Source organism: Chryseobacterium paludis (assembly GCF_025403485.1).
GTDB classification, from domain to species: Bacteria; Bacteroidota; Bacteroidia; order Flavobacteriales; family Weeksellaceae; genus Chryseobacterium; species Chryseobacterium paludis.
Map to the genome: position 1 here is coordinate 410,325 of NZ_CP099966.1, position 22,099 is coordinate 432,423.

Sequence of the window (22,099 nt, forward strand, 5' to 3'; positions counted from 1 at the left end):
GAGTAAAAACATTTTTTCTATTTATTTTACTTATTATAATTTAGAGTAACTGATGCAAAATCAATTATGATACGACAGCCTCTTCGACTTTAGAAAGAAGATGTAATTATTATGAGAATGCTAAGCATACATGAACTATTTAAAGGCGCAAAACTTTTCTCTATTTGTAAAAATTAAAGTCATTATAAGATATGGATTGACAAATGGTCGGCTACTAACCACACTTTCATCTCGCCCAGTCAACATCATAAGAGAAAAAATCATATTGGCAAGTATGCAAGATTTAATTAGTCATTGCTTATTATAAATTAATTGTGACTTAAAAGATTATCAAAATTTAATGTCTGATCAATCTAAAAATGTAGCATAAAGAAGTATATAAATTTTGTCTCAAAAAATAGTTGCAAGTTCAACTTGTATGTGTTAAAATTAGCAAGAAGCAGGAAACTAATTATCAATAATGATAAGTAATTTTAAAAAGAATTATTGAAGTTTTTGTATTTTTGTTATTACATTAAGTATTTATAGTATTTATAGTATTTTTGAATTATGATAATGTTTTTATAACCGATTACTTTGCCGTGTAATACTATTGTGTAGTTATTTATTTCTGAGAGATTTATACAATTAAAACTTAGTTAATCTGCTATGAGGCTTTTTCTTGCGTATGTTTTCGGATTACTCTTTCATCAGCTATCGGCACAGCATGCATCAGATAAGAATCAGATATTTCACAAAATAGATTCACAAATGATAGTGAATCCCGCAAAAACAAGAGATTTAATCAGTTTTGTTGAAATAAATTATAAAAATAGGGAGGTTCTAAATAAGTGTAACAGACTTTTTGCTCAGGCTTATTATTATGAAAACAATTATAATGAAGCACTTAAGAAAATAATTCAAACAAAAGATCAACAAAATGTTAGCGGAGTTGTTTCTTATCGGAATATTTTATATTCAGCAGGTATAAAGAAAGTAGATTTCGGCACAGATTATAATCAGAATTCTGTGTTTAAGCTTAACGAAGAAATTTTAAAAGCAAATGAATTAATCTTACTGGGACGAAAAGAAAAAGCAATTAAAATAATTTTAAATATTCTCCCAAAAATCACGAATAAAAGTTTATATAATTATAGGGATAGTTTTAGTTTTGTCTTAATCAATTTGAGTGAAGATGATTGGATAACTAAATCTCCTGAATTCCGTATTCCCGTTTTAAAAATTTTATCTTATTATCCGGATGATATGGGATTTGATATTTTAAAAAAGAAATTATTTCCTGCAAATATTTCTGATGTCTGGTTAACAAAAGCCAAGAAAGAGATAAATAATACCACTAATTTCCAACTGAGAGCTATTTACTACAATTTTTTACTAGATTATTATCTTAGTAAAAAAGATGTTTCAAATTATATTTTAATATCAAATCAAAGAGATGAACAAATCAGGGAAAAAAATAAAGCAATAACGCAGGCTCGCTCTCAATGGATTTATTTGACTGAAACTAAGCACTACGATGAATATATTTTTGCAAAGAAAAGAGGAATTATTATATTGATAAGTATAATTCTTTTGTCATGTATTGTATTAATTTTATTGGTTGTCAAAATACGACATGAAAAACTAAGGGGTAAAACGTATCTGTTACTTTCAGATAAGTTAAAAAATTTGGTAAAAAAAAAGACACCTCAGGTCATTTCAGAAAACGTAAAACTTACTCTTTTAGAGAGGCTAGAAAAATTGGAATCAACGAATTTTTTTTTGGATCCAAACATTTCTATCCAATCATTGGCTAATAAACTTGATTCCAATTCAAAATATATTTCTGAAATCATCAATACTTACAAAAAGAAAAATTTTACAACTTACATTAATGAGATGAGAATCGAGTATATCAAGCAGAAACTCAATAATGAATTGGTTTATCGAAGTTATAAAATAAAATATCTAGCAGAAGAGAGCGGATTTTCATCTCACAGTGTTTTTTCCTCTGTGTTCAAAAGTATCGAAGGTATTTCTCCGGTGCAGTACATTCAACTTTTAAAATAATTAGTCCTGAGATTTATATATATACTCATTTTACTGTTATGTTCTGATCATATTTATTGTCAGAAATATGATTCTATAAATGTAAAAGAGATGGAGAAATATCTCATTTCAAATCCTGAAAAATCATATTATTTAGGTGTTAAAATATATAATAATAGTGATTTAGATGACAATTTCAGAACACGTCTATTATTTTCATTGCTCAATGTCTGTAATCAAACACGAAGGTTTAGTGAGGCCATACACTATGGAACAGAAGGGCTGAGTTTGGCGGAACAGGCAAATAACAACGTTTTGCAGGTAAAGTTTTTAGGAATCCTAGGAAACATTTATCAGTCACTTCAAGTCAATGATAAGGCTAAATATTATCTTAACAAAGCAGAGGATATTCTTGAAAAAACTAAACTACCAAGTTCAGTACAATATATTAAAGGTAATATACTCTATTTAAAAGGTATGAATTATGCTTATACGCTTGATTGCGATATAGCATTGGAATATTTCGACCAAGCAATTTCAGTTTATCGTTCAGCAAATAATCCTTTATCTAAAATGAATGTCAAGTTGGCTTATCTTAATAAGGCAAATTGTTTAATAGAGATGAGTAATCTGAAAGACGCAGAAATTTATCTGAATCTTTCAAAAGTAAATTATTCAGAAAGTGATTTGTCATCAGGTATTCATCAGATTTATTCTAATGTATTAAATCAATCTGCTGACTTAAGTTTTGCTAGAATTTTAGCCTTGAGAAATGATTTTAATCAATCGAACAAAATGCTGCTTTCTATTTTGAAACTCCAAGATAAAACAAATATTTCTGAGACCGATACTGATACTTATTTTCAGTTATCTCAGAATTTTTTGAAACTGAGAGAGATTGAAAAGAGTAAATATTACGATGTCCTCTATGAACAGGAGATGGCAGAAAAAAATAAAATTCAGGTTGAGGTACTTAATAATCTGCTCTTGCGAGATCAGAAAAACGCTGATAAGAAAATACAGGAACAAAACAATAAAATTTTAAAATGGTGCATTATTGCAATCTTGTTTTCTTCTGTTTTACTCCTTATTCTTACCATTACATTTCGGAAAATTAAGAGGGTTAATGTTTTAATTGAGAAAGACTTGTATAGTTCTGATAATTAATATTTTGATGCTTTTTTTCTTCTGTAGAATTTATAGAATATTCATTAAAACTGATACCCTTCTTAATTTTTATGATGTTTTTTTAGCTATTATTGCATTAAGATTTTAAGATTACTGAAATGTAAAAATTGAAGATTAAAACTTCTTTTGTTGATCATAATTTTTTATCAATGCATTCTTAACGAAAGCTTTTCTAAACATTCTGTAAATAAGTTTTCTTAATTACAGAAATTTTTGGAGATGATAGTATAGTAGGACTATGTTTTATTGAAAGCTTTTCAATTATAACGTGAAAAGGCTTAAAAATAATAACTAAAATATAAAGCCATGAAAAAGAAATTGTCCCATAAGTTTTCCTACGATTGTTCTTACGGGAATACTGAAGATATCCTGTAATCTCAATTCTCACATCTGGATGCGATGTATGTGCATGTTTATATATAATTCTATTTTAAGAATTCAAAATATCTAAAGTTAATGGCAAATTGCAAACTTGACAATAAGAAGTACATAAGGCTATTTATGTTTACGTTTTTATGCTTGATACTTCTTGATCTTTCAATGATAGCAAGTTGTATAATCACATCATTTAAATACAGCAATATTCCGGTAATTGTCGGAGTCTTTCTTTTGCTGGTTTTCTCGTTGGCATTTTCTGCAATACGTGTTGTTGAATTTGAGAGTTCATACGCACAGATAAAGATCAGGTATTGCCATCCTTTTAAAAGATACCATCATGGTATATTAAGGGAATTCCCATCAGTAATGTTACAAAGCTGCGCAATTGAAAATTCTAATCTGACAATGGTCATAAAAAAAAGTGATGGCGATACAGAAGCCATCTCTCTTCGCCTGCACGGACTGAGCACCGATGAAGTAAGAGAAATGGAGAGGGCTTTACGAGAAATAATTAGAAACGCATAATAACAATGAACATTGATTTTAAAGATATTCATATAGGTTCCCTTATACAAACCCGTGTAAGGGAAATGGGCATAGATATGAATAGAATATGTAGCAATATGAAGCTTAAGGAAGGGGAAATTAATAATATGTATCAGCAGGATACATTAGAGACAAAAGTCTTGTTGAAATGGTGTAAGCTTCTAGAATACGATTTTTTCCGTTTTTTTTCGCAGCACCTCATACTATTTACCTCTCCCATGGGAGCGAATTATAACAGGCCGACTGATTCTGTATTACCGCAGTTCAGGAAAAACCTTTATACGAAGGAAGTGATATTTTACATACTCGAAATAATTGAAAGCAATGAAAAAACGCAACTTGAAGTGATCAATGATTACAAGATCCCTAAATCGACATTACGCAGATGGATGACTAAATATAAGATCCGGTAAAAAATAAGTAAATGTATCTGATGGAAAACATGCCCGATTACAAAAGAATTTATACTGATATTCTGAACACCAGGTTTCAACATAAAAAGAAAGACTGCGAAAGCTTATTGAATAAAGAAACATTATCACATCTAGATGTGATAGACCTTAACACGATCATATTTGGGGCCGTCACTGCAGAAAGTTGGAAGTTTAATAAAAGGCATCGTTTTTATAATCAGAATACCATTATGGAAATACTTCAATACCAAAAAAAAAACAAATTAAGTAATACACAATTAGCTAACCATTACAAATTAAGTAGAAATACGGTAGCTCGATGGAAAAAGCTATTTGCCATATAAGTTCAACTAAAATATTATAGTAAAAAATTATTAATACATTTTATGGTCTTAACGAATAAAGATAAAGTAATATCAAAAATGAGGGTTTGGCAATTTCTTCTTGTATTTAATTGCTGTTTGGCAGTATGTGGATTTGTCTTACAATCTCTTATACCGGTGGAATTAAGATGGCCGTTACTCGGGATGTTTCTTGTAATAAGTATATTAATCATTAAAAAAATAACAAGTCTTAAAGTATTTCAGTTTGAAAATAGTGGTTTCATATTTTCAATCAAATACTATCATCCATCAAAAAAAGGGATTGTATTTCCTTTAGTTGAATATCCTGTGCACAAATTACGCTCGTTTAAAATCGAAAGATCGGTATTTGCTGATATAATTGTAATCGATGTTGATTTGAAGGAAAAAGAAATGCCTTTTAGAATTAAGATCAGGGTATCTGATATAAATGACAGGGACTACCGAAAGATGGTCAATTCCTTTTCACAGAAATAACCAAGTTTTTTCATATATATTTATTTCTGAATTTATGTTTTCAAAATATAGATTCAAAATGCACTTTACCAGCCTTTATAAAAATAAGTAAGGGCTGGTCCTGTGATGATTACTTTTATGGGTAGAAAAATTAAAACATTGTATGATTTTGAGAAAAAATAGACCAAAAGTTTAATGAAAACATAATATAGACTTTGAGTTGTCATGGCTGCATTCCTAAACTTATTTTCGTCCTAAAAACAGATACACGGATAAAACAATTTCAAAACTATTAGTGATGAGACTTGTTTATAAAGATCCAACAAAATCTCCGGAAAATATTTATAAACCCCTTGGGTTGACAAGGACAACATTTTATCGATACTCCAAAATTCTTAATAATAACACAGATGAAGACATGGAAAAAGAAAATAGTGTAAATGATACGGTAGAAAAAGTAAAAGATACTTTACTGGTATTAAACAATGCGATCAATACCATCGGACTTGTTCAGGGCGTTGATAAAGAAGGCTATCTCAAAGAAGTAGTTCTACCTGGAAATAGAGCTTCCCAACAAATGATCCGTATTGATGCTGATGGAGGGTTGTTCACCAGTTTCTTTACGGATTTTTACAGTCAGCTTAAAGACCCTTTTGATCTTTCATTTTTCAGAGTAACGGAATATGATCTTATTTTAAAAGTTTTTATTGTAGTAAATTTCACTTTTGTTGTGTTTTATTTTGCTTAAATATCTGATATGCTTAATTTTGATCGGATTAATTTGGGTTTGTGATTGTTTGTTTTTCTATTTTTGAAAGCATTTTTCGAGCATTTTCATTTTTTGGATTTAATTGCAAAGATTTCAAATAGTATTTCTTTGATATTTCATATGTTGCAGCGTCTAAAACAATTTTAAAAGGTACTCGGTGAAAAATCCTAACTTTGCCTGATGTCATGTCGCCGTTTAATAAAAAAGAGTACAATTAAAGAATGTTTAATAAATTTTTTGATTACATCGAACGCAATAGCATCACCAGGCTCTCCAGCGACGAAAAGCTGGAAATAGAGGCATTAATGGTGCCAATAAAAATAAAAAAGAAACATTATTTTCTTAAAGAAGGGCAGATCAATGAATATGCTGGATTCGTAGTCAAGGGAGCGTTACGTCTGTTCAGTATGGATGAGAATGGTACCGATCATATCCTCCAGTTTTATATTGAGGACTGGTGGGCAGTCAACATGAAGAGCTACATGAGCCGGAAGCCGTCCGATTTTTTTATTGAGGCCAATGAGAATTCTGAACTATTTGCTGTACCGCGAGATAAATTCGAGGTGATCCTGGAGATTCCTGCTTTTAAGGAAATGTTCTGGTATATCAATCAAAATCATCATATTGCCACGCAAAGGCGTAGGGATCATGCGATACATCTCAGCGCATTGAAACGATATGAAAACTTTTCGCTTTTGTACCCTCAGCTGGTTCGAAGATTTCCTACTAGTCAAATTGCCTCATACCTTGGCATAACCCGGGAAACATTGACCAGGGTCCGAAAAGGTCTGTCAAATTGATGCAAGCCTGTTAATTCTTAATTTTTATAATGTATGGGGTTGGGCGTGGACATTATTGAGCTTGCCTTAAATAATACCCATCAGAGTTGCTGCATGACAAGCTTCAGTAGAATTTTTTACGTTTAATTTTTCGATTATATTTTGCCTGTGACGGTCAACGGTATTTTTACTGATATAAAGTTTCTCTGAGATTCTTTGACTCTTACTGCCACTGGCGATTTCTTTCAAAACTTCGATTTCACGTTTTGAGAGAATGTTTTTCAGGCGAAAGTCTGTGCTTGAAAATGTCTTACCGTTGCTTGAGTCAAGGATTGTACCGGATGAACTTATCTCTGGGTTGTTGACAGAAGTAAAACTGTACAGGTATAAAACGAGCTGAATACTATCTTGGGACGATGCGTAAAATACTTTAAGTTCTAGAGGAACATATTCCTTATTCTTTGCCCTCACTCGGATTCTCATTATAAGATAATAGTTTAAACGTTCATCCAAAGGTTTGTTTTTTAAGAAATGAAACAATTGGAGTTCCATTGTCTGCTTGGATTTCAAATCCTCTGGGTGGATGTTATTCAAAACGCTTTCTTTCCAGAGGTGATCTGAAATTTCAGATGTCATTCTTTCTCCTATGCCTAGGTATTCTGAGAGTGCGCCATGATAGATATAATTCTTTTGTGATTTTAAATCTGTAAGGATTGCTGTCGAATTTTGTAGAACAGAGAAAATAAAAGCAACATGTCTATACTTTTCAAGGGACATCTTTGGATCAAGTTCACCGCTAAATGTCTGGTCGAGTATTTCGTTGATGGATGGATTAGCTGAACTCATAAAAATGGTCATTTTCTACTATTTATTTATATCTCATTAGTAAATATCTTTGCGAAGATAATAGATTTAAATGATTTGCTAATCAGTGAAAGCAAAATAAAATCACCCACCAGCGTATTAAAAACGCATTTATACACTATCGAAATGAAACAGAAAATTAAAAATTTTTCTTTAAGAACAAGTATTTGGGCCTTCGCCATACCAATGGTTATTTTTTTTATAGTGATGTCTTTCATCCTCATTCCAAAACTTCAGCTGTTATTGGGTGAAATGCAACTTCTGGATACCATGTTCAAAGGATATGATCCCGCATATGTTCAACAATTATTTGATAAGCTGCAGATTGAAGGACAGGAGAATTATTGTTCGCTTGAGCTATATGCTGACATCCCCTTTATTTTATTGTATACGGTAACCTTTACAATTTTGATTACAAGGCTGTTGGTCAAAAATCAATTATGGGATACCAAACTATACTATAGTTTGCTTTTACCGGTCCTAGCAGGCATTTTTGATCTTCTTGAGAACATTGGGATTATTAAGATGCTAACGGATAAACATGCGATTACCGAAGAAATAGTCAAACTGACTTCCTATAGTACAATTCTTAAGGGATACTTTCTACCCCTAACTGCTTTCACATTGCTTTCCCAGCTAGGAATTATGGTATACAAAGCGGTGAGATCAAGGATCAAAGCTGCTCGTTAGCTGGTAATTTTAATGTTGATCTATGGTCGGAATTTGGTTAAAGTTGATTCGGCCGTCTTAAAAAAGTAAACGAATACTTTAGTGAAAACTTTCCCTTAAAAAACTCTGATACATAGACAACTGATTTGAGCTGGAATTGAGCTTGTATAAGTTTTGATTAACTAAATTTATACATTCAAATTCGAAGTAACTTTTCCATTTTACAGGTGCATACTTCATTGGATTGTCCCCAAAAAGTTAAACACTTTTTAGGGGCATTTTTTATGAATAGGAAAGAAAAATTTAGCGTTGCTTTGGACAAGGTGCATGGTTGGGAGACATTCTATTAGTGTTTAAAAATACCTGGCTAGAGTTGGGTCGCTTTTGGGAGAATTATTGAAAAAAAAAACTCACAATTTAAAGTGTGAGGTAAGTGACTTGGAAGGATTATCTTCGCATCAGTTTCTTAAAAACCTTGATAGGATCTTAAGTATAGGAGTTCAATAATTTATTTAAAGCAAAAAGTTACAGATTATAAATTGTGTAAAGAGCTGAAATGCAAATTTTAATTGACATAAAAAGAGACAACTATCATATAGTTGTCTAATAAAGCGACTTAGATTAAATTATTTTCAAACACTTTTTCACGGATATTGAAAATATTTTAGAAATATGTGCTTGAAAAATAGTTTTTTTATTTTTTTTATGGCTCAAGTCCAGGACCACCACATGAGTTATATGGAACGCATGTTAATTTATCATTTACAAAACATAACCTAGTACAATCTGCTCCTCCAACAATTGTTTTTAATTCTGCTTTATTAAGCTTTTTCAAATTTTTCATATCAATAATATTTTGGTTGTAGAACAAATTTCAAAAATAATTAGTACATAAAAGCTACGATTAACAAATTTTAACTTTTAAATTAGCAAATCATCAATAGATTTTTAGAAGTATGGATCTGCAGCAACAAGTTTTTGATATTACTCATATCATTTATTATACCAATATCTGTAGACCTTCAAGTCTATACATAAGATTTATGGCTTGAAGATGAATATTATAAAATCTCAATTTTTACGAGATTTCATCTTTTTGTACTTAAGATCTTAATAAAATTTATGATAAGGTCTCTTTATTTTTCCTATTATAATTGGTATTGTAGCTATTTTTGAATATAATGGACGTAACGGAAATGAAGCTACAGATAGAGAATTTGCAGCAAAATCTGTATATGGGACTCCTGGTGTCGGTTCATCAGTTTTAAAAAGAAGATATAATTATTATGAAAATACTAAGCATACAACAAAGAAATAGTCATAAGTTTTTTATGATCTTATTCGTTTTGATTTCGATCCAATCTTGTTATGCTCAAAATAAGGAGATTAACAATTTTTTTTCAGATGCTAAGAAATCTTCTTATCAATATTGTGTTAAAGAATCGGGGATTAATAGTATTAAAAAAACTAACGAAAATAAAGATTTTCTCAGATTAATGATTAAGGGATGTGAAGACCGAGGACTTTTTTTTGATAATCTTACAAATAGTTCAGTCACTTTACTATCTTCACTACAAGGAAAGCAAGATGATTTTATCATTTTCAATTGGAAAGTTTATTCTCCTTATATTCCGGCGCCTTCAGTTACCATTTTACAGAGTAATAAAACTGAGGCCATTGAATTTACGTATTACGATGAAGAAAAAAATGCTTATGATATACCTTTAAAAAGGAAAGCCTACGAAGAAAAAGAAGGAAAATTTAAAAATGAACTTTTATTTGCTCAATCCAAATTAAACGGAGACAGAGCTGACAATGGTTTATCTAGATATGAACAGAATGATTATTATATTATAAAACGGTCAAAAGGAAAATATACATTTTATACTATAGTTGATGGAGAGTTAAAAGAGGTAAAATAAATTCATTATTACATAACCAATTAAAACCGGGAGATGCATTAAATGCTTATTATGATATATAGGTTGTGGGCAATCTTTAAAAGATAGATCTAGTTATAGTAATGCAAAAAGACAAAAAAATGAGAATCTTTTTAATAGGTGTTTTTGTTGCTGTAACTTCCTGTAAAACACAAAATAATAAAAATTTAAAATCTGGAGTTGCTAACTTCATTAGGACATAATTCTTATGCTCTTTAACTTTAAGAGTATAGGTTCAGCTCTTTTAGGAGGGGAATTTTTGGGATGGCGTCAAGATTGGCGGTATTGTGGCTTTATTCAATCATACAATGCATAAAATTTCTGATAATTTGTTGATTGATAAGCAAACAAGAAAAGAATTCAGGTAGTTAGTAAAAGCGAAGAATTACCAAGGTGCATTTGATTTAGTGAACTCTAAATATAACCTGGATGCTAATATGGAAGGATATCGGAATAAAGCCAAGCAATTTAGTGTCTTGATAATTGTTTTTTCGGGAATGTTTTTTTCTTGTTCGACAGCAATATTTTCACAAAATAAAATTCCATATAAGACAGATTCTCTATATGTTGAAATTGAAAAATTAGGTCAGGAACTTACTTTAAAGAATAAAGTTCCCGGTACTGCGGTAGCAGTGATACGGGATGGAAAGATCGCCTGGATACAATCAATTGGGTATGCGGATCTGGCAAGAAAAAAACCTGTAACTTCTGAGACAATTTTTAATATTGGTTCTATCTCCAAGTTGGTTTCTTCGTGGGGCTTTATGCAACTTACAGAAAGAGGTTTTTTACAACTGGACGATCCTGTTGACTAATTTCTTACCCGATGGCATCTGCCTGACTCTGGGTTTGATAAATCAAAAGTAATACTGAGACGAATCTTAAGCCATACCGCAGGACTGTCGGTACATGGTTATGGCGGATCAGATGAAGGAAGCCCACTGCTAAGCCTGGAAGAATCACTGAGCGGAAAAACCAAACGGAATGGTGAAACCGTACATCTCATCAGTGAGCCGGGAACTAAATGGGATTATTCCGGAGGAGGCTATTCTTTAGCACAACTACTTTTAGAAGAGAAAACAAACCAAAATTTCTCCACCTATATGGCGAATAATATCTTTCTGCCACTTGGAATGAAACATACAAGCTATGAATGGACAACAGAAATGATGGCAATCGCAGTAACGGCATATGACGAACAGGGCAAACCTATAAAAAACAAAATTTTTACTGAAAAAGCAGCGGTAGGTCTTCAGACTACTATTAAAGATTTGGCACATTTTGCAGAGCTATCTATTATACCGGATTCTAATCAACTCAATAAAGTTTTGAAACCGAAAACCATTAAGCTAATGGAAACGCCCGTTCATCCATCATCCGAGGAGGGCGAAAGCGGTCTGGGCTATCGGTTTATGAATTATGAAGGTTTCAGAACCATAGGACATACGGGTGAAAATGCAGGCTGGAGTGCGGCTATGTTTTTGGATCTTCCAACTAAAAGCGGCATCATTATTCTATGCAACGGGTCCAATGGTGATCGAGCTTGGTTTCCGATTTATCAAAGCTGGCTGAAAACTGTAGGCAGAAAATGAATATTCCAAGTAATTTCTGATTTATCTATCAATAGATATGTTTTTTCTTTAAAAATTCACCATTCTGTAAAGCAATAATCCACTGAGCTATATCATCGGCTTTTTTAATTTCTTCTTGCTATATTTAAATGGTTAATAATTGAGTTAAACTTTTGAGCCCGCAATACAATAACCGCTAGCTCTATAATAGGAAAGTTTTCTATTAACTCTGCGTGCCAGCACTTTATATTGGATTACAATTTCTTAAAATCAATTAATTCGTTTGTTGGAAATAAATGTATTAAAAGGAAATTCACAGTATATCGTTGTTAAAATTAAATAAGGTGGTACATGAAAAAATTTAAACTTTATATTTTTTCAAGATAATGTATTGCTTGGCTTCTATATACAATTTATTTTTGTCTCAAAATGATATAATGTGATAAATGTCATGTTTATTTTGTTGTTACAGATGTTTCACCAATTATCGAAATATATTAATTTCGTGCCCTAATTTTAAAAACTAATAACTAATGCGAAAACTCTATATAAGTGCATTTTTCTTATGCAATTATTTGGGAGTATCTGCCCAGCATGTTTTATGGCAAAAAGATATTAAATCCAGTACACAGGATTTCCTAAGCCAAGTGACTACGACAATCGATCAGCAATATTTAATTACGGGAAATGCCATTCAGGCATCTAAACTTCAGACAGAAGGTAAACAAAATAACGGGTACGATTTCCACTTAGTGAAACTAAACCAGCAGGGAGATCAGGTTTGGGAGAAATACTTTGCAGGAAATAATCATGATTATTTATCCGCTACAGTAGCTACGCAGGATGGAGGATTCCTTCTTTCAGGAACCACTTATTCTTCAAAAGGATTAGATAAAAAAGAAAATTCTAAGGGTGGATCAGATATCTGGGTGATCAGAATCAATGAATTTGGTGATGAATTATGGCAGAAAACGTTAGGGACTTCTGCTGATGAAGAAGCGAGAGTTGTTATTCAAACAACAGATCTTGGATTTTTTGTAGCAGGTAATGTTCAAAACTCATTTAAAGGTTACGGATCAAAGGATATTTTAATCATCAAACTTGATAAAAACGGAAAAGAGATTTCACAACTTGTTTTAGGTGGAAGAGGTTTAGATGAGGTAGAAAAAATGATACCTACGAAGGATGGTGGAGCATTATTAGGGATTTATTCCAGAAGTAGTGCTAATGGATCAAAACAAACTGAAAACTTTGGAGAAGGCGATTACTGGATCATCAAACTGGATAAATCTGGAAAAGTAGAATGGGAAAAGAACTATGGTGGAAAAGGAGATGATCATTTAAGAACACTCGGTTTAACTTCAAACGGATATATCATTGGTGGAGAATCAAGATCTGAAAGATCAGGAAATAAAACCGTAGGAATAGAGGAAGGAACCGATGTTTGGTTAATTTCTTTAAATGAAAGAGGCGATGAAGAGTGGCAAAAATCTTACAATTTTAAGAATAGAGATATCTTAATGGGGATGAGTGTTATTCATTCTGCAGAAGATAAAACAAAAGGAATTCTGTTAGGTGGTTATACTCAGGCCGAAGGAAGAATAGAAGCTGAGGATGAGACCTTTTGGATCTTATACATAGACCAAGCTGGAAACGAACAGTGGAGAAAACATGTGAGTGGGGAGTCAAGACAGAGAGAAGAGAGACTTTCGGATTTGAAATTTAATAGAGATGGTTCCATAATTTTAGCTGGAACTAGTGCAACAGAACTCGGAAAGGAAAACTGGAAGATTGTAAAGCTAGGGGATAAACAAGTTAATCAACTGATAGAAAAACAAGATATCAAGATTTATCCAAACCCAGTATCAGATTATACTTATGTAGAAATTGGCTTTGATTTTAAAGAAGCGGAGATCAATCTATATGATATGGGTGGAAGGCAGCTACAAAACTTAAAAACGAAGAATAGTGTTACTAAAATCAATACCCAGTCACTGGTACAGGGAGCATATTTGGTAACAGTAAAAACCAATACAAATAAAACTGCAAATTCTAAAATTATTAAAAAGTAATGAAGAAAGAAAAAATCAATCTGGCGAGCCTACGAAATACACTCGGTACTTATTTGTTTATTCCCGCATTATGCTTGTCTCATTCTTATAAAGGTCAGGATCAATTTAATAGTAATAGTCAGATCACACAATCGGTACTGGATGCCTCAAGTTTTTCAACAGGAAATACAGGAAGTGTGGATATTTCAATACCGATTACAAATATTTCCATTGAAAATTTTAATATAGATGTTAAGCTTAAGCATAACTCTACCGGAGTAAAAATAAACAGAGATGCCGATCTGTTCGGAGTAAACTGGGATATTAATGCAGTAGGGTTGATTTCAAGGGAAATTAAAGGTTTGCCTGATGAGCTGCCCCAAATGGTTATTTTAGAAAGTAATCTAGGAGGATGTACTAAACTCAGTCAGATGCAGAATGTAGGATATTTTTACAATAGAGACAGAGTTAAAAACTTTCTTCCTGCTTATGAGGCCGGTTATCCCAATATCCCATTATCAGTGTCAGCTGATCTTACTACCAACGGATTATCTTCGCATTTTTTTAAACCACCTAGATTTTTTACTCCTCCTACGGATGACCCTGGACTTCTTAAAGATTATGAACCGGATGTTTTTACGGTCATAATTCCAGGATATAAAGCCTTCAAATTTTTCTTCGATCTTGATAAGAAGATTGTGATCAGCTCTGATGATAATTATAGAATAAGTCATGTAGAACAGGATGGAGAGATAGCTTCATTCGAAGTTATTGATAAAAACGGGACAAAGTTTAAATTCAGTAATAAAGAAAAACGTAAGCTAAGCAACCTAAAGACAGAGTTTGAAAATGCAGGGATTTTAGAAAATAAAGATATTTCAGCTTCTATAGAAACACCTCCTGTTTTAGGCCTTTTATGTGCAGGGTATGATCAGTCACATGTTGATAATTTTAAAAAGCAATACACTAAATCATGGTATCTGGATCTTATTACCAATACTCATGAGGAGACTATATCTTTTACCTATAAAAATCTTGAGCTTTACTCAATCACTCCTGCTTACGGTAAAAAACCCTACACATCCGATTATATAATTTATCCTAATAACGAAGACTACGGTTACATAACGTGGGAATATTCTCCGTTTGGAGGAAGCTATCCTGTATCGCATTTTAGATTTTTACAATCTGCACTGGTGACAACTACACCAATTATTAAATCTATAAGTAATAAGGATAAAATTGTTTATCTTAATGAGGGAAACTTAAGAGAAGATATATTTAATAATACATATACACAATATAAAGAAATTAAAAGTATTGATGTTTGGACTTATACTGGTCCTAGATTATTACTAGGGCTTGATTACTTCTTTACATATTTTCCAAATTCAATTCCAGATACTTTTAAAAAAATACAGACTTTTGACTTTGATTACTTTTATTCATTTTCAAATGGAGGGAGCAACAGTGCTAAATATGCATATGCCAACAAAAGGCTGTTTCTTAATTCCATCACTCAAAAGGTTGGAGACGAAGGTATTATTAAATATTATCTAACCTATAATGGGGATCTGAATGTATTACCGGATAAACAGACTACAAAGAGGGACTTATGGAATTATTATAAAGAAAATCCAGAATTAAATTTTTTTCATAAATTATATTATTATCCGGATGATGGGAGAAATAATGTTGATTTAGGTCCTGTTTCATTCTATCCGAGGCAGAGTTATACAGGATCTGAAGTCTCTATTTTAAATTATTATTCAAATTATCCTTTGAGGCCCGGTTACTTTGGAGATAAGACTCCTGACTTCAATAATACAAGTATTGGGTCGTTAAAAAGTATTATGACGAGTATGGGTGGGGTAACCAACTTTATTTATGAGCCCAATTATATTCAGTATTATGGAGTAAAAAGGCCTTCAGGAGGAATTCGTATCAAATCAATTGAGAATGTAGAATCAGGTAAAAAGAACATAACCGATTTTTATTATGGTCAGAATAGCAATGGAGTAGGACATGTTTATATGAATACCGGAATTAACAGGCTAACTTATAACCCTGATAATACTACAAGATTTGATCAGAATGCACCTCATTTTAGTGACTTTATAAAACTTAATTTCTTAGATGAAGCATCTACTATTACCTACTATGATGAAGTAAAAAAGGTGAAGAACGATGAAAATGGAAACTCCAAAGGATATACGGTTTCAAAGTACAGTTTATTTAAGGATAATAACCATACAGGCTTTCAATTGGGAAATGTATTTTATAAGTCAAATATTTTTTCGAGTTATAGTCTAATATACCATCATTCCCAGAACCAAAACATGGTGTATTATACCAATAATACCAAAGATTATTATCCTTTCAATGAAAAAGAAGATTTTTCAGAAATCAACGGATATTTATTAAATGAGAAGACATATGATAGCAGTAATGTACTACTAAAAGAAAATAATTATACCTATGATCTAAAAGTACAGGAATATAAATTTTTGAAAGATGATAACACTGGATGGCAGCCGGCTGGATCATTGTATAAGCTTCGAAAATACGATTACTTATTGCAGAATACTCTTAATAAAGACTATTTCAATAATAATACTGTGACAACCAATACTACAAATACATACAATCAGCTAAATCTATTGAAAAAAGTATCGACTGTTTTTCCTGATAACAGTATTTTTTCAAACGAACTTAAGTACTGCTACGAAACAGATAATTCATTTGTATCATTGAACAGGCTTTCAGAAATATGTGAAGAGAAAGAAACTAAAAATAATAAATCTACTATTGTTAAGTATTTATATAAGAATTTAAATAGGCCAAAATTATTTATTGGAACAGATGTTATGGGCAGCTTTTACACCTATTACGGATCTGATTCTGAAAATGTGCTATACACGACTCAGACATCTCTGAATGGGACGACGTTTAAAGATGGTGTTAAAATTAATACGCTCGGAGAATTTAGAAATGTATTAGAAACTGAAGCGAACACAGTTCCGGAAACTACAATTTACGGATATCATCAAAACCTTCCAATTGCAAAAATTAAAGGGGCTTCTTATAATCAGGTCCTTATGGCTTTCAATCTGGATCCGGCTAATTATGAAGATTATCTAAATCTTGATATTATTAAAAAATCAAATCTAGATGTTGATATACCAACAGAAGGCGCATTAATAGCCGCACTAGATACCTTCAGAAGTAATGCACAATTGAAAAACTATGAAATTACAACATATACTTATGATCCAGGAATAGGAGTAACGTCTATGACCTTACCCAATGGCATTAGAGAATATTACAAATATGATCTAGCCAATAGGTTATCGAAGATACTGGACAAAGACAATAACTTTATAAAAGAAATAAAATATGGAAATGCGCCGATAAAATTTTATAATCGTAAAATAACCAGGATTTTGTCACGTAATAATTGTAATGCTTATAGCGAAGATGGTGGACAGTATAGTTATGTTGTTCCACAATATACATATTCTTCAGTCATAAGCCAGGCCGATGCAGATCAACAGGCCGAAAATGAAATCAATACCACAGGGCAAAGTCAAGCGAATGCCAGTTTGCCATGTACACCTAAAACGATATGTACGTTATCTTTTGCGAATAATTTTATCCGTAGATCTCACCCTTCAGTCCCAGAAATATATAAATTACCTAATGCTCCAAAGGTATATTTTGATTTTTCATTCTCTGGATATCCTATCAATGCCGACTATTGGAGTAGTTATGTTACTGTAGGATATGTGTCCGGCTGTATTACTAAACCAGACTATTTTCTATATGAAGAGGTTCCGGGAGGTTTATTTGGCAATACACCTGCTAACCGTACATGGCAGATTGGAATTTCAACAGCCGGAGAGATCAGGGCTAAGATAGTGTCAGGATCAGTAGGTAATAATTCATATAACGCTATTAAGTTTCAATTTTCTAGTGAACAACAATAAAAATAATCATGAAAAAAAACATAACCTCAATATATTTTTTATTTACCTCATGTCTGGCATATGCACAAACTTCGGGAGAAGCTTATATACAGACAAGAACCTATCTAGAACCGGTTTCTTCTACTAGTTCTGATGCACGGCAAATTCATGAAGTTCAGTATTTTGATGCATTGGGGAGGCCCAAACAAATTGTAAGCGTAAAAGCAACACCGGGTAGTAAAGATGTTGTGGCCCATATTGAATATGATAGCTTTGGTAATCAAACATTAAGTTATCTTCCCGTTCCTCAGCAGGTAACACTTAATGGTGGCATACATACGAATCCGCTAAGCAATGCCTCGCAATCTGGTGTTTATGCAAATGAAAAAATTTCGTCAGAGAAAAAATTTGAAGCTTCTCCATTGAACAGGGTTTTAGAGGAAACTCAAGTAGGTAATGCGTGGTCAGCAAAGCCTGTAAAATTTGAGTATAATACAAATACTGATGGCGAGGTTAAAAAATATACTGCATCTTTTGACTATTCCACTTTCCAATCAGCTATTGATCAATCGGGTACATATGGTGCCAATCAGCTATACAAAAACATTATTACTGATGAGGATAACAATAAAACTATTGAATTTAAAGATGCAGGAGGGCGGCTTATTTTACTTAAAAGAATAATTAGCGATTCAGAAAGTGCAGATACTTATTACGTGTATAACGAGTATGATCAGCTAGCTTACATTATTCCGCCCAATGCTTCTGCACTTAATTTTTCTCCTGCCGTATTAGATCAGCTTTGTTATCAGTTTAAATATGATGATAAAAACCGTATGGTAGAGAGAAAAAATCCAGGAATGGGTTTAGAGTATATGGTGTATAACAAGGCTGATCAGCTTATCCTTACCCAGGATACTTTGCTTAAGGGAAAAGGACAATGGCTTTTTACAAAATATGATCAGTTTGGAAGAGTCGTTTACACAGGGATCACAAATAATACGTCCAGCAGGGTATCGATGCAAAACAGTGCCAATCTGAATAATAATTTATATGAGACTCGGATTGCTACGGCAGGACTGACATCAAATGGTATGCCTATATATTATACTAAGCTTTCCACTCCTACCAATGTCAGTCAGGTCTTAAGTATTAATTATTATGATAGCTATCCTGTAGGCTCTCCATCAGTACCGGCTCAGATCTTAGGACAAAATGTATTGCCACAAGATACCCCTGGAAGTATTACAAGTACAAAAGGTATGAAAACAGCTTCATATATAAAGAATATTGAAGATGATTCGTGGACAAAGAGTTACGTTTGGTATGATATGAAAGGAAGAATTATAGGGACAAGTCTAGACAATCACCTGGGAGGATATACGAATACAAATATTCAGTTAGATTTTTCAGGAGTTGTTATTGCTAAAAACACCAATCATGTCAGAAGGCAGGGAGAAAATGGAGTTGCTATAAAAGAACGTTTCATCTACGATGGACAAAATAGGTTGAAAGAGCATTGGCATAAAGTAGATGATAGACCAGAGGAACTCTTGACTAAAAATACCTACAATGAATTTTCTCAATTATCCAATAAAACAGTTGGTAATAATCTTCAAAGCATAGATTATGCATATAATATAAGAGGATGGATGACAGATATTAATCCAGCTCAGATGGCATTACCCGATTTAGGTGGGAAGTTATTTTCCTATAAGATAAAATATAATCAGAAAGATGGGATAACAAATCCCGATCCTGTTTTATTTTCTGGAAAGGATGTAAAACCACGATATAACGGGAGTATCTCTGAAGTAGATTGGAGATCAATATCTATACTGGGTGAAATGCCATCTTTGACACCAAAACGATATGGGTATGCTTATGACGGCCTTGACAGAATGACTGCAGGTTATTATCAAAATCCTGTTAACCCCAATAGTAAAGAAAGCATAGAGGCTGTGAAATATGATCTAAACGGAAATATCACCAACTTATATAGGACTTCCGTTATAAAGAATACAAATAGCACCACTCCTACAACTATTGATAACTTGGAATATATTTATGATCATTTAAATTTCGGCAATAAAATCACCAAGATTAATGATCATTCCAATAATCCTACAGGATATGAGGGTGGTGGTGGAAGTATCGATTACGATGCCAACGGGAATATGTTGAAAATGTCTGATAAGAATATCAGTAAAATATCATACAATTATCTTAATCTTCCAAATAAGATAGTATATGGTGGGATAGACCCTTTAGGAACGTCTTATCTTTACAGAGCAGATGGAATGAAACTGCAAAAAATTTCGCCAAGCATGGAATGTGGTATCATTAATTGTTATACTGTGACAGAAACTACTGAATATCTGGATGGATTTCAGTATCTGAAAAGTGTTACGAACAACGATAATGGTGGCGGGAGCACAGAAATTCTATCTGCTATATTAGAAAAAAGTAAATATGCTCAGCAACAGCAGGCTTTTACACTAGGAGATCAGATTATTGATCCCGGAATTACAGAACCAGGGATAGACCCACCAATAGGAAGTGGTGGTCTTATTCCAGTTGCATTAAAAACTCCTGATCTTAAATTTTTTCCTACAGCAGAAGGATATTATGATTATCTCAGAGATCAGTATATTTATCAGTATAAAGATCACTTGGGAAACATACGTATGAATTTTGCTAAAAACGGAGACTTTATCAGGATAAAAGATGTAAATGATTATTATCCATTTGGTATGAACCATTTAAATACAGGTACAGCTTTTTATATGGCAGGGTCCTATAATAATTATAAATATAATGGGAAAGAATTAGAAGGCAGCGGGATGTATGATTATGGAGCAAGATTTTATATGCCTGATATAGCAAGATGGGGTGTACTTGATCCTTTGATGAATAAGTATGAGAGCGTTTCACCCTATTCATATGTAGCCAATAACCCTGTGAATGCAATTGACCCTGATGGAAAGAAAATATTATTTGTCAATGGTCATTACCAACGCAGCTATGTAGGAAGATATATTTTAGGATCGGACAGAGCGGGAGAAGATTACTGGGGTAATGGATTCCCTTTCCAAGCAAAGGTTTTCTTTGATGACTTTGCTGAAATAAAAGCATCTAATTTTATTGATGGATCATCATTTATGGGTGGTGATATGAGTGGTCAGGATAGATATGATGCAGGATACAAATATGCTAAAGATCATATCAATGATCTTACTGCTAACATGGCGAAAGGAGAAACATTTAAAATAGTGACACACAGTGAAGGATCAGCTTATGGAGCAGGAATAGCAAAATATCTTTTGGATAAAGGATATAAGGTGAGTAGTATTGTGCATCTGTCATCAGACGAAGGAGATGAGTTTACAACTCCCAAAGAGCCAGAAACTTATCAGCTTGTTTATGATGGGGATATGGTTACTGGAAATAAAAAAATTGAAGGAGTAGATAAATTTGGAGTAGTAGATTCGGGCCTGAGTGCAACCTATGTTCATGGAAGTACTAGAAATAAAGGAGTATTCAAACAAGTACAAGATTTAAAAACTGTTAGAACAGCTAAAAATATAGGTACTGTAAATGGAAAGACGAAAACATGGACCTCACAGGACAGTGCTTCTACAAAAAACAAAACAAGTTTTATTAGAATTGATGACGATATAATTTATAATCAGGATGGGACACACAAATAAAAACAACACCTATATATTGTTAAAAGCTACAATATATACCATTGGACTTCTTAGTTTGGTATTCTTGTCAAACCTCTGGATTGGCTCTGAAGAAAATTGGGATGAAATCGTTACGAATGAATTTATTCCTGCCCTTATTACAAGAACTATTTTTTTAATAGTTGCTGGATTATTGTTTTTGGGGATATCTTTTGGCCTGGACCATATCTATAAAATAAAGGGAAGGTTTTCAAGAGATTTATTTTTTTTAACGATGTTTTCTCTTGTTCTGAATTTAATAATGATGCTTGTACGATTCTAAATAATTTTTGCGAGAATTAGATCTTTTTTAGCAAAAGCCTTAAATTATTTTGATGTTTGTTTTAAAAGTAAAAGAGATTGCCCTTAGGGGTAATTTCTTTTATTTTTAG

The 22,099-nt window shown here is 32.4% G+C and carries 15 protein-coding genes and 1 pseudogene; 14 read left to right on the plus strand and 2 right to left on the minus strand.

The annotated features are described in order from the left end of the window. Positions 1-648: 648 nt before the first annotated feature. From NG806_RS01735 to NG806_RS01765, 7 genes are all read left to right on the plus strand, one after another. A complete protein-coding gene (locus NG806_RS01735; RefSeq protein ID WP_261511707.1) occupies positions 649-2,049 on the plus strand; it encodes a helix-turn-helix domain-containing protein in 1,401 nt (466 codons plus the stop codon). 90 nt (positions 2,050-2,139) lie between these two features. Further along, on the plus strand, positions 2,140-3,195 hold the full coding sequence (locus NG806_RS01740) for a hypothetical protein (RefSeq protein ID WP_261511708.1): 1,056 nt from the start codon (positions 2,140-2,142) through the stop codon (positions 3,193-3,195). Between the two features lie 477 nt (positions 3,196-3,672). Then, positions 3,673-4,119 (plus strand): hypothetical protein, encoded by a 447-nt coding sequence (locus tag NG806_RS01745; protein ID WP_261511709.1) that lies wholly within the window; start codon positions 3,673-3,675, stop codon positions 4,117-4,119. A gap of 77 nt (positions 4,120-4,196) precedes the next feature. After that, on the plus strand, positions 4,197-4,553 hold the full coding sequence (locus NG806_RS01750; RefSeq protein WP_315941747.1) for a transposase: 357 nt from the start codon (positions 4,197-4,199) through the stop codon (positions 4,551-4,553). A gap of 29 nt (positions 4,554-4,582) precedes the next feature. After that, positions 4,583-4,897 (plus strand): helix-turn-helix domain-containing protein, encoded by a 315-nt coding sequence (locus NG806_RS01755; protein ID WP_315941748.1) that lies wholly within the window; start codon positions 4,583-4,585, stop codon positions 4,895-4,897. A 772-nt stretch (positions 4,898-5,669) separates the two neighbouring features. Next, positions 5,670-6,119, plus strand: a complete 450-nt coding sequence (locus tag NG806_RS01760; protein WP_261511712.1) for a hypothetical protein — start codon at positions 5,670-5,672, stop codon at positions 6,117-6,119. A gap of 326 nt (positions 6,120-6,445) precedes the next feature. After that, positions 6,446-6,940 carry a Crp/Fnr family transcriptional regulator gene (locus tag NG806_RS01765; RefSeq protein ID WP_261511713.1) on the plus strand — a complete coding sequence of 165 codons (495 nt, stop codon included), beginning with the start codon at positions 6,446-6,448 and terminating at the stop codon, positions 6,938-6,940. A 66-nt stretch (positions 6,941-7,006) separates the two neighbouring features. Here the strand turns inward: NG806_RS01765 and NG806_RS01770 are convergent, their stop codons facing one another. Next, positions 7,007-7,765, minus strand: a complete 759-nt coding sequence (locus NG806_RS01770; RefSeq protein WP_261511714.1) for a response regulator transcription factor — start codon at positions 7,763-7,765, stop codon at positions 7,007-7,009. A gap of 225 nt (positions 7,766-7,990) precedes the next feature. Here NG806_RS01770 and NG806_RS01775 point away from each other — a divergent pair, with 225 nt between their 5' ends. Beyond that, positions 7,991-8,473, plus strand: a complete 483-nt coding sequence (locus NG806_RS01775) for a hypothetical protein (RefSeq protein ID WP_261511715.1) — start codon at positions 7,991-7,993, stop codon at positions 8,471-8,473. A 682-nt stretch (positions 8,474-9,155) separates the two neighbouring features. Here the strand turns inward: NG806_RS01775 and NG806_RS01780 are convergent. Next, complete coding sequence (locus tag NG806_RS01780; RefSeq protein WP_214826062.1) at positions 9,156-9,296, minus strand: bacteriocin-like protein; 141 nt, start codon at positions 9,294-9,296, stop codon at positions 9,156-9,158. Positions 9,297-9,738: 442 nt separating this feature from the next. Between NG806_RS01780 and NG806_RS01785 the strand changes: the two genes are divergently transcribed. The 6 genes and pseudogenes from NG806_RS01785 (at position 9,739) to NG806_RS01810 (ending at position 21,990) form a co-directional block, all read left to right on the plus strand. After that, positions 9,739-10,374: a hypothetical protein gene (locus NG806_RS01785; protein ID WP_261511716.1), complete on the plus strand. Its 636-nt coding sequence runs from the start codon at positions 9,739-9,741 to the stop codon at positions 10,372-10,374. Between the two features lie 515 nt (positions 10,375-10,889). Further along, positions 10,890-11,984, plus strand: a pseudogene (locus NG806_RS01790) (serine hydrolase domain-containing protein). Between the two features lie 512 nt (positions 11,985-12,496). Beyond that, the gene (locus tag NG806_RS01795; protein WP_261511717.1) at positions 12,497-14,035 is read left to right on the plus strand and encodes a T9SS type A sorting domain-containing protein; all 1,539 of its coding nucleotides are present in this window, start codon (positions 12,497-12,499) and stop codon (positions 14,033-14,035) included. Further along, a complete protein-coding gene (locus tag NG806_RS01800; protein WP_261511718.1) occupies positions 14,035-18,000 on the plus strand; it encodes a DUF5977 domain-containing protein in 3,966 nt (1,321 codons plus the stop codon). The genes NG806_RS01795 and NG806_RS01800 overlap by 1 nt, the downstream gene beginning before the upstream one ends. An 8-nt stretch (positions 18,001-18,008) precedes the next feature. Beyond that, positions 18,009-21,689 (plus strand): RHS repeat-associated core domain-containing protein, encoded by a 3,681-nt coding sequence (locus NG806_RS01805; RefSeq protein ID WP_261511719.1) that lies wholly within the window; start codon positions 18,009-18,011, stop codon positions 21,687-21,689. After that, positions 21,673-21,990: a hypothetical protein gene (locus NG806_RS01810; RefSeq protein ID WP_214826041.1), complete on the plus strand. Its 318-nt coding sequence runs from the start codon at positions 21,673-21,675 to the stop codon at positions 21,988-21,990. Before NG806_RS01805 ends, NG806_RS01810 begins: the two co-directional genes overlap by 17 nt. Positions 21,991-22,099 lie beyond the last annotated feature (109 nt).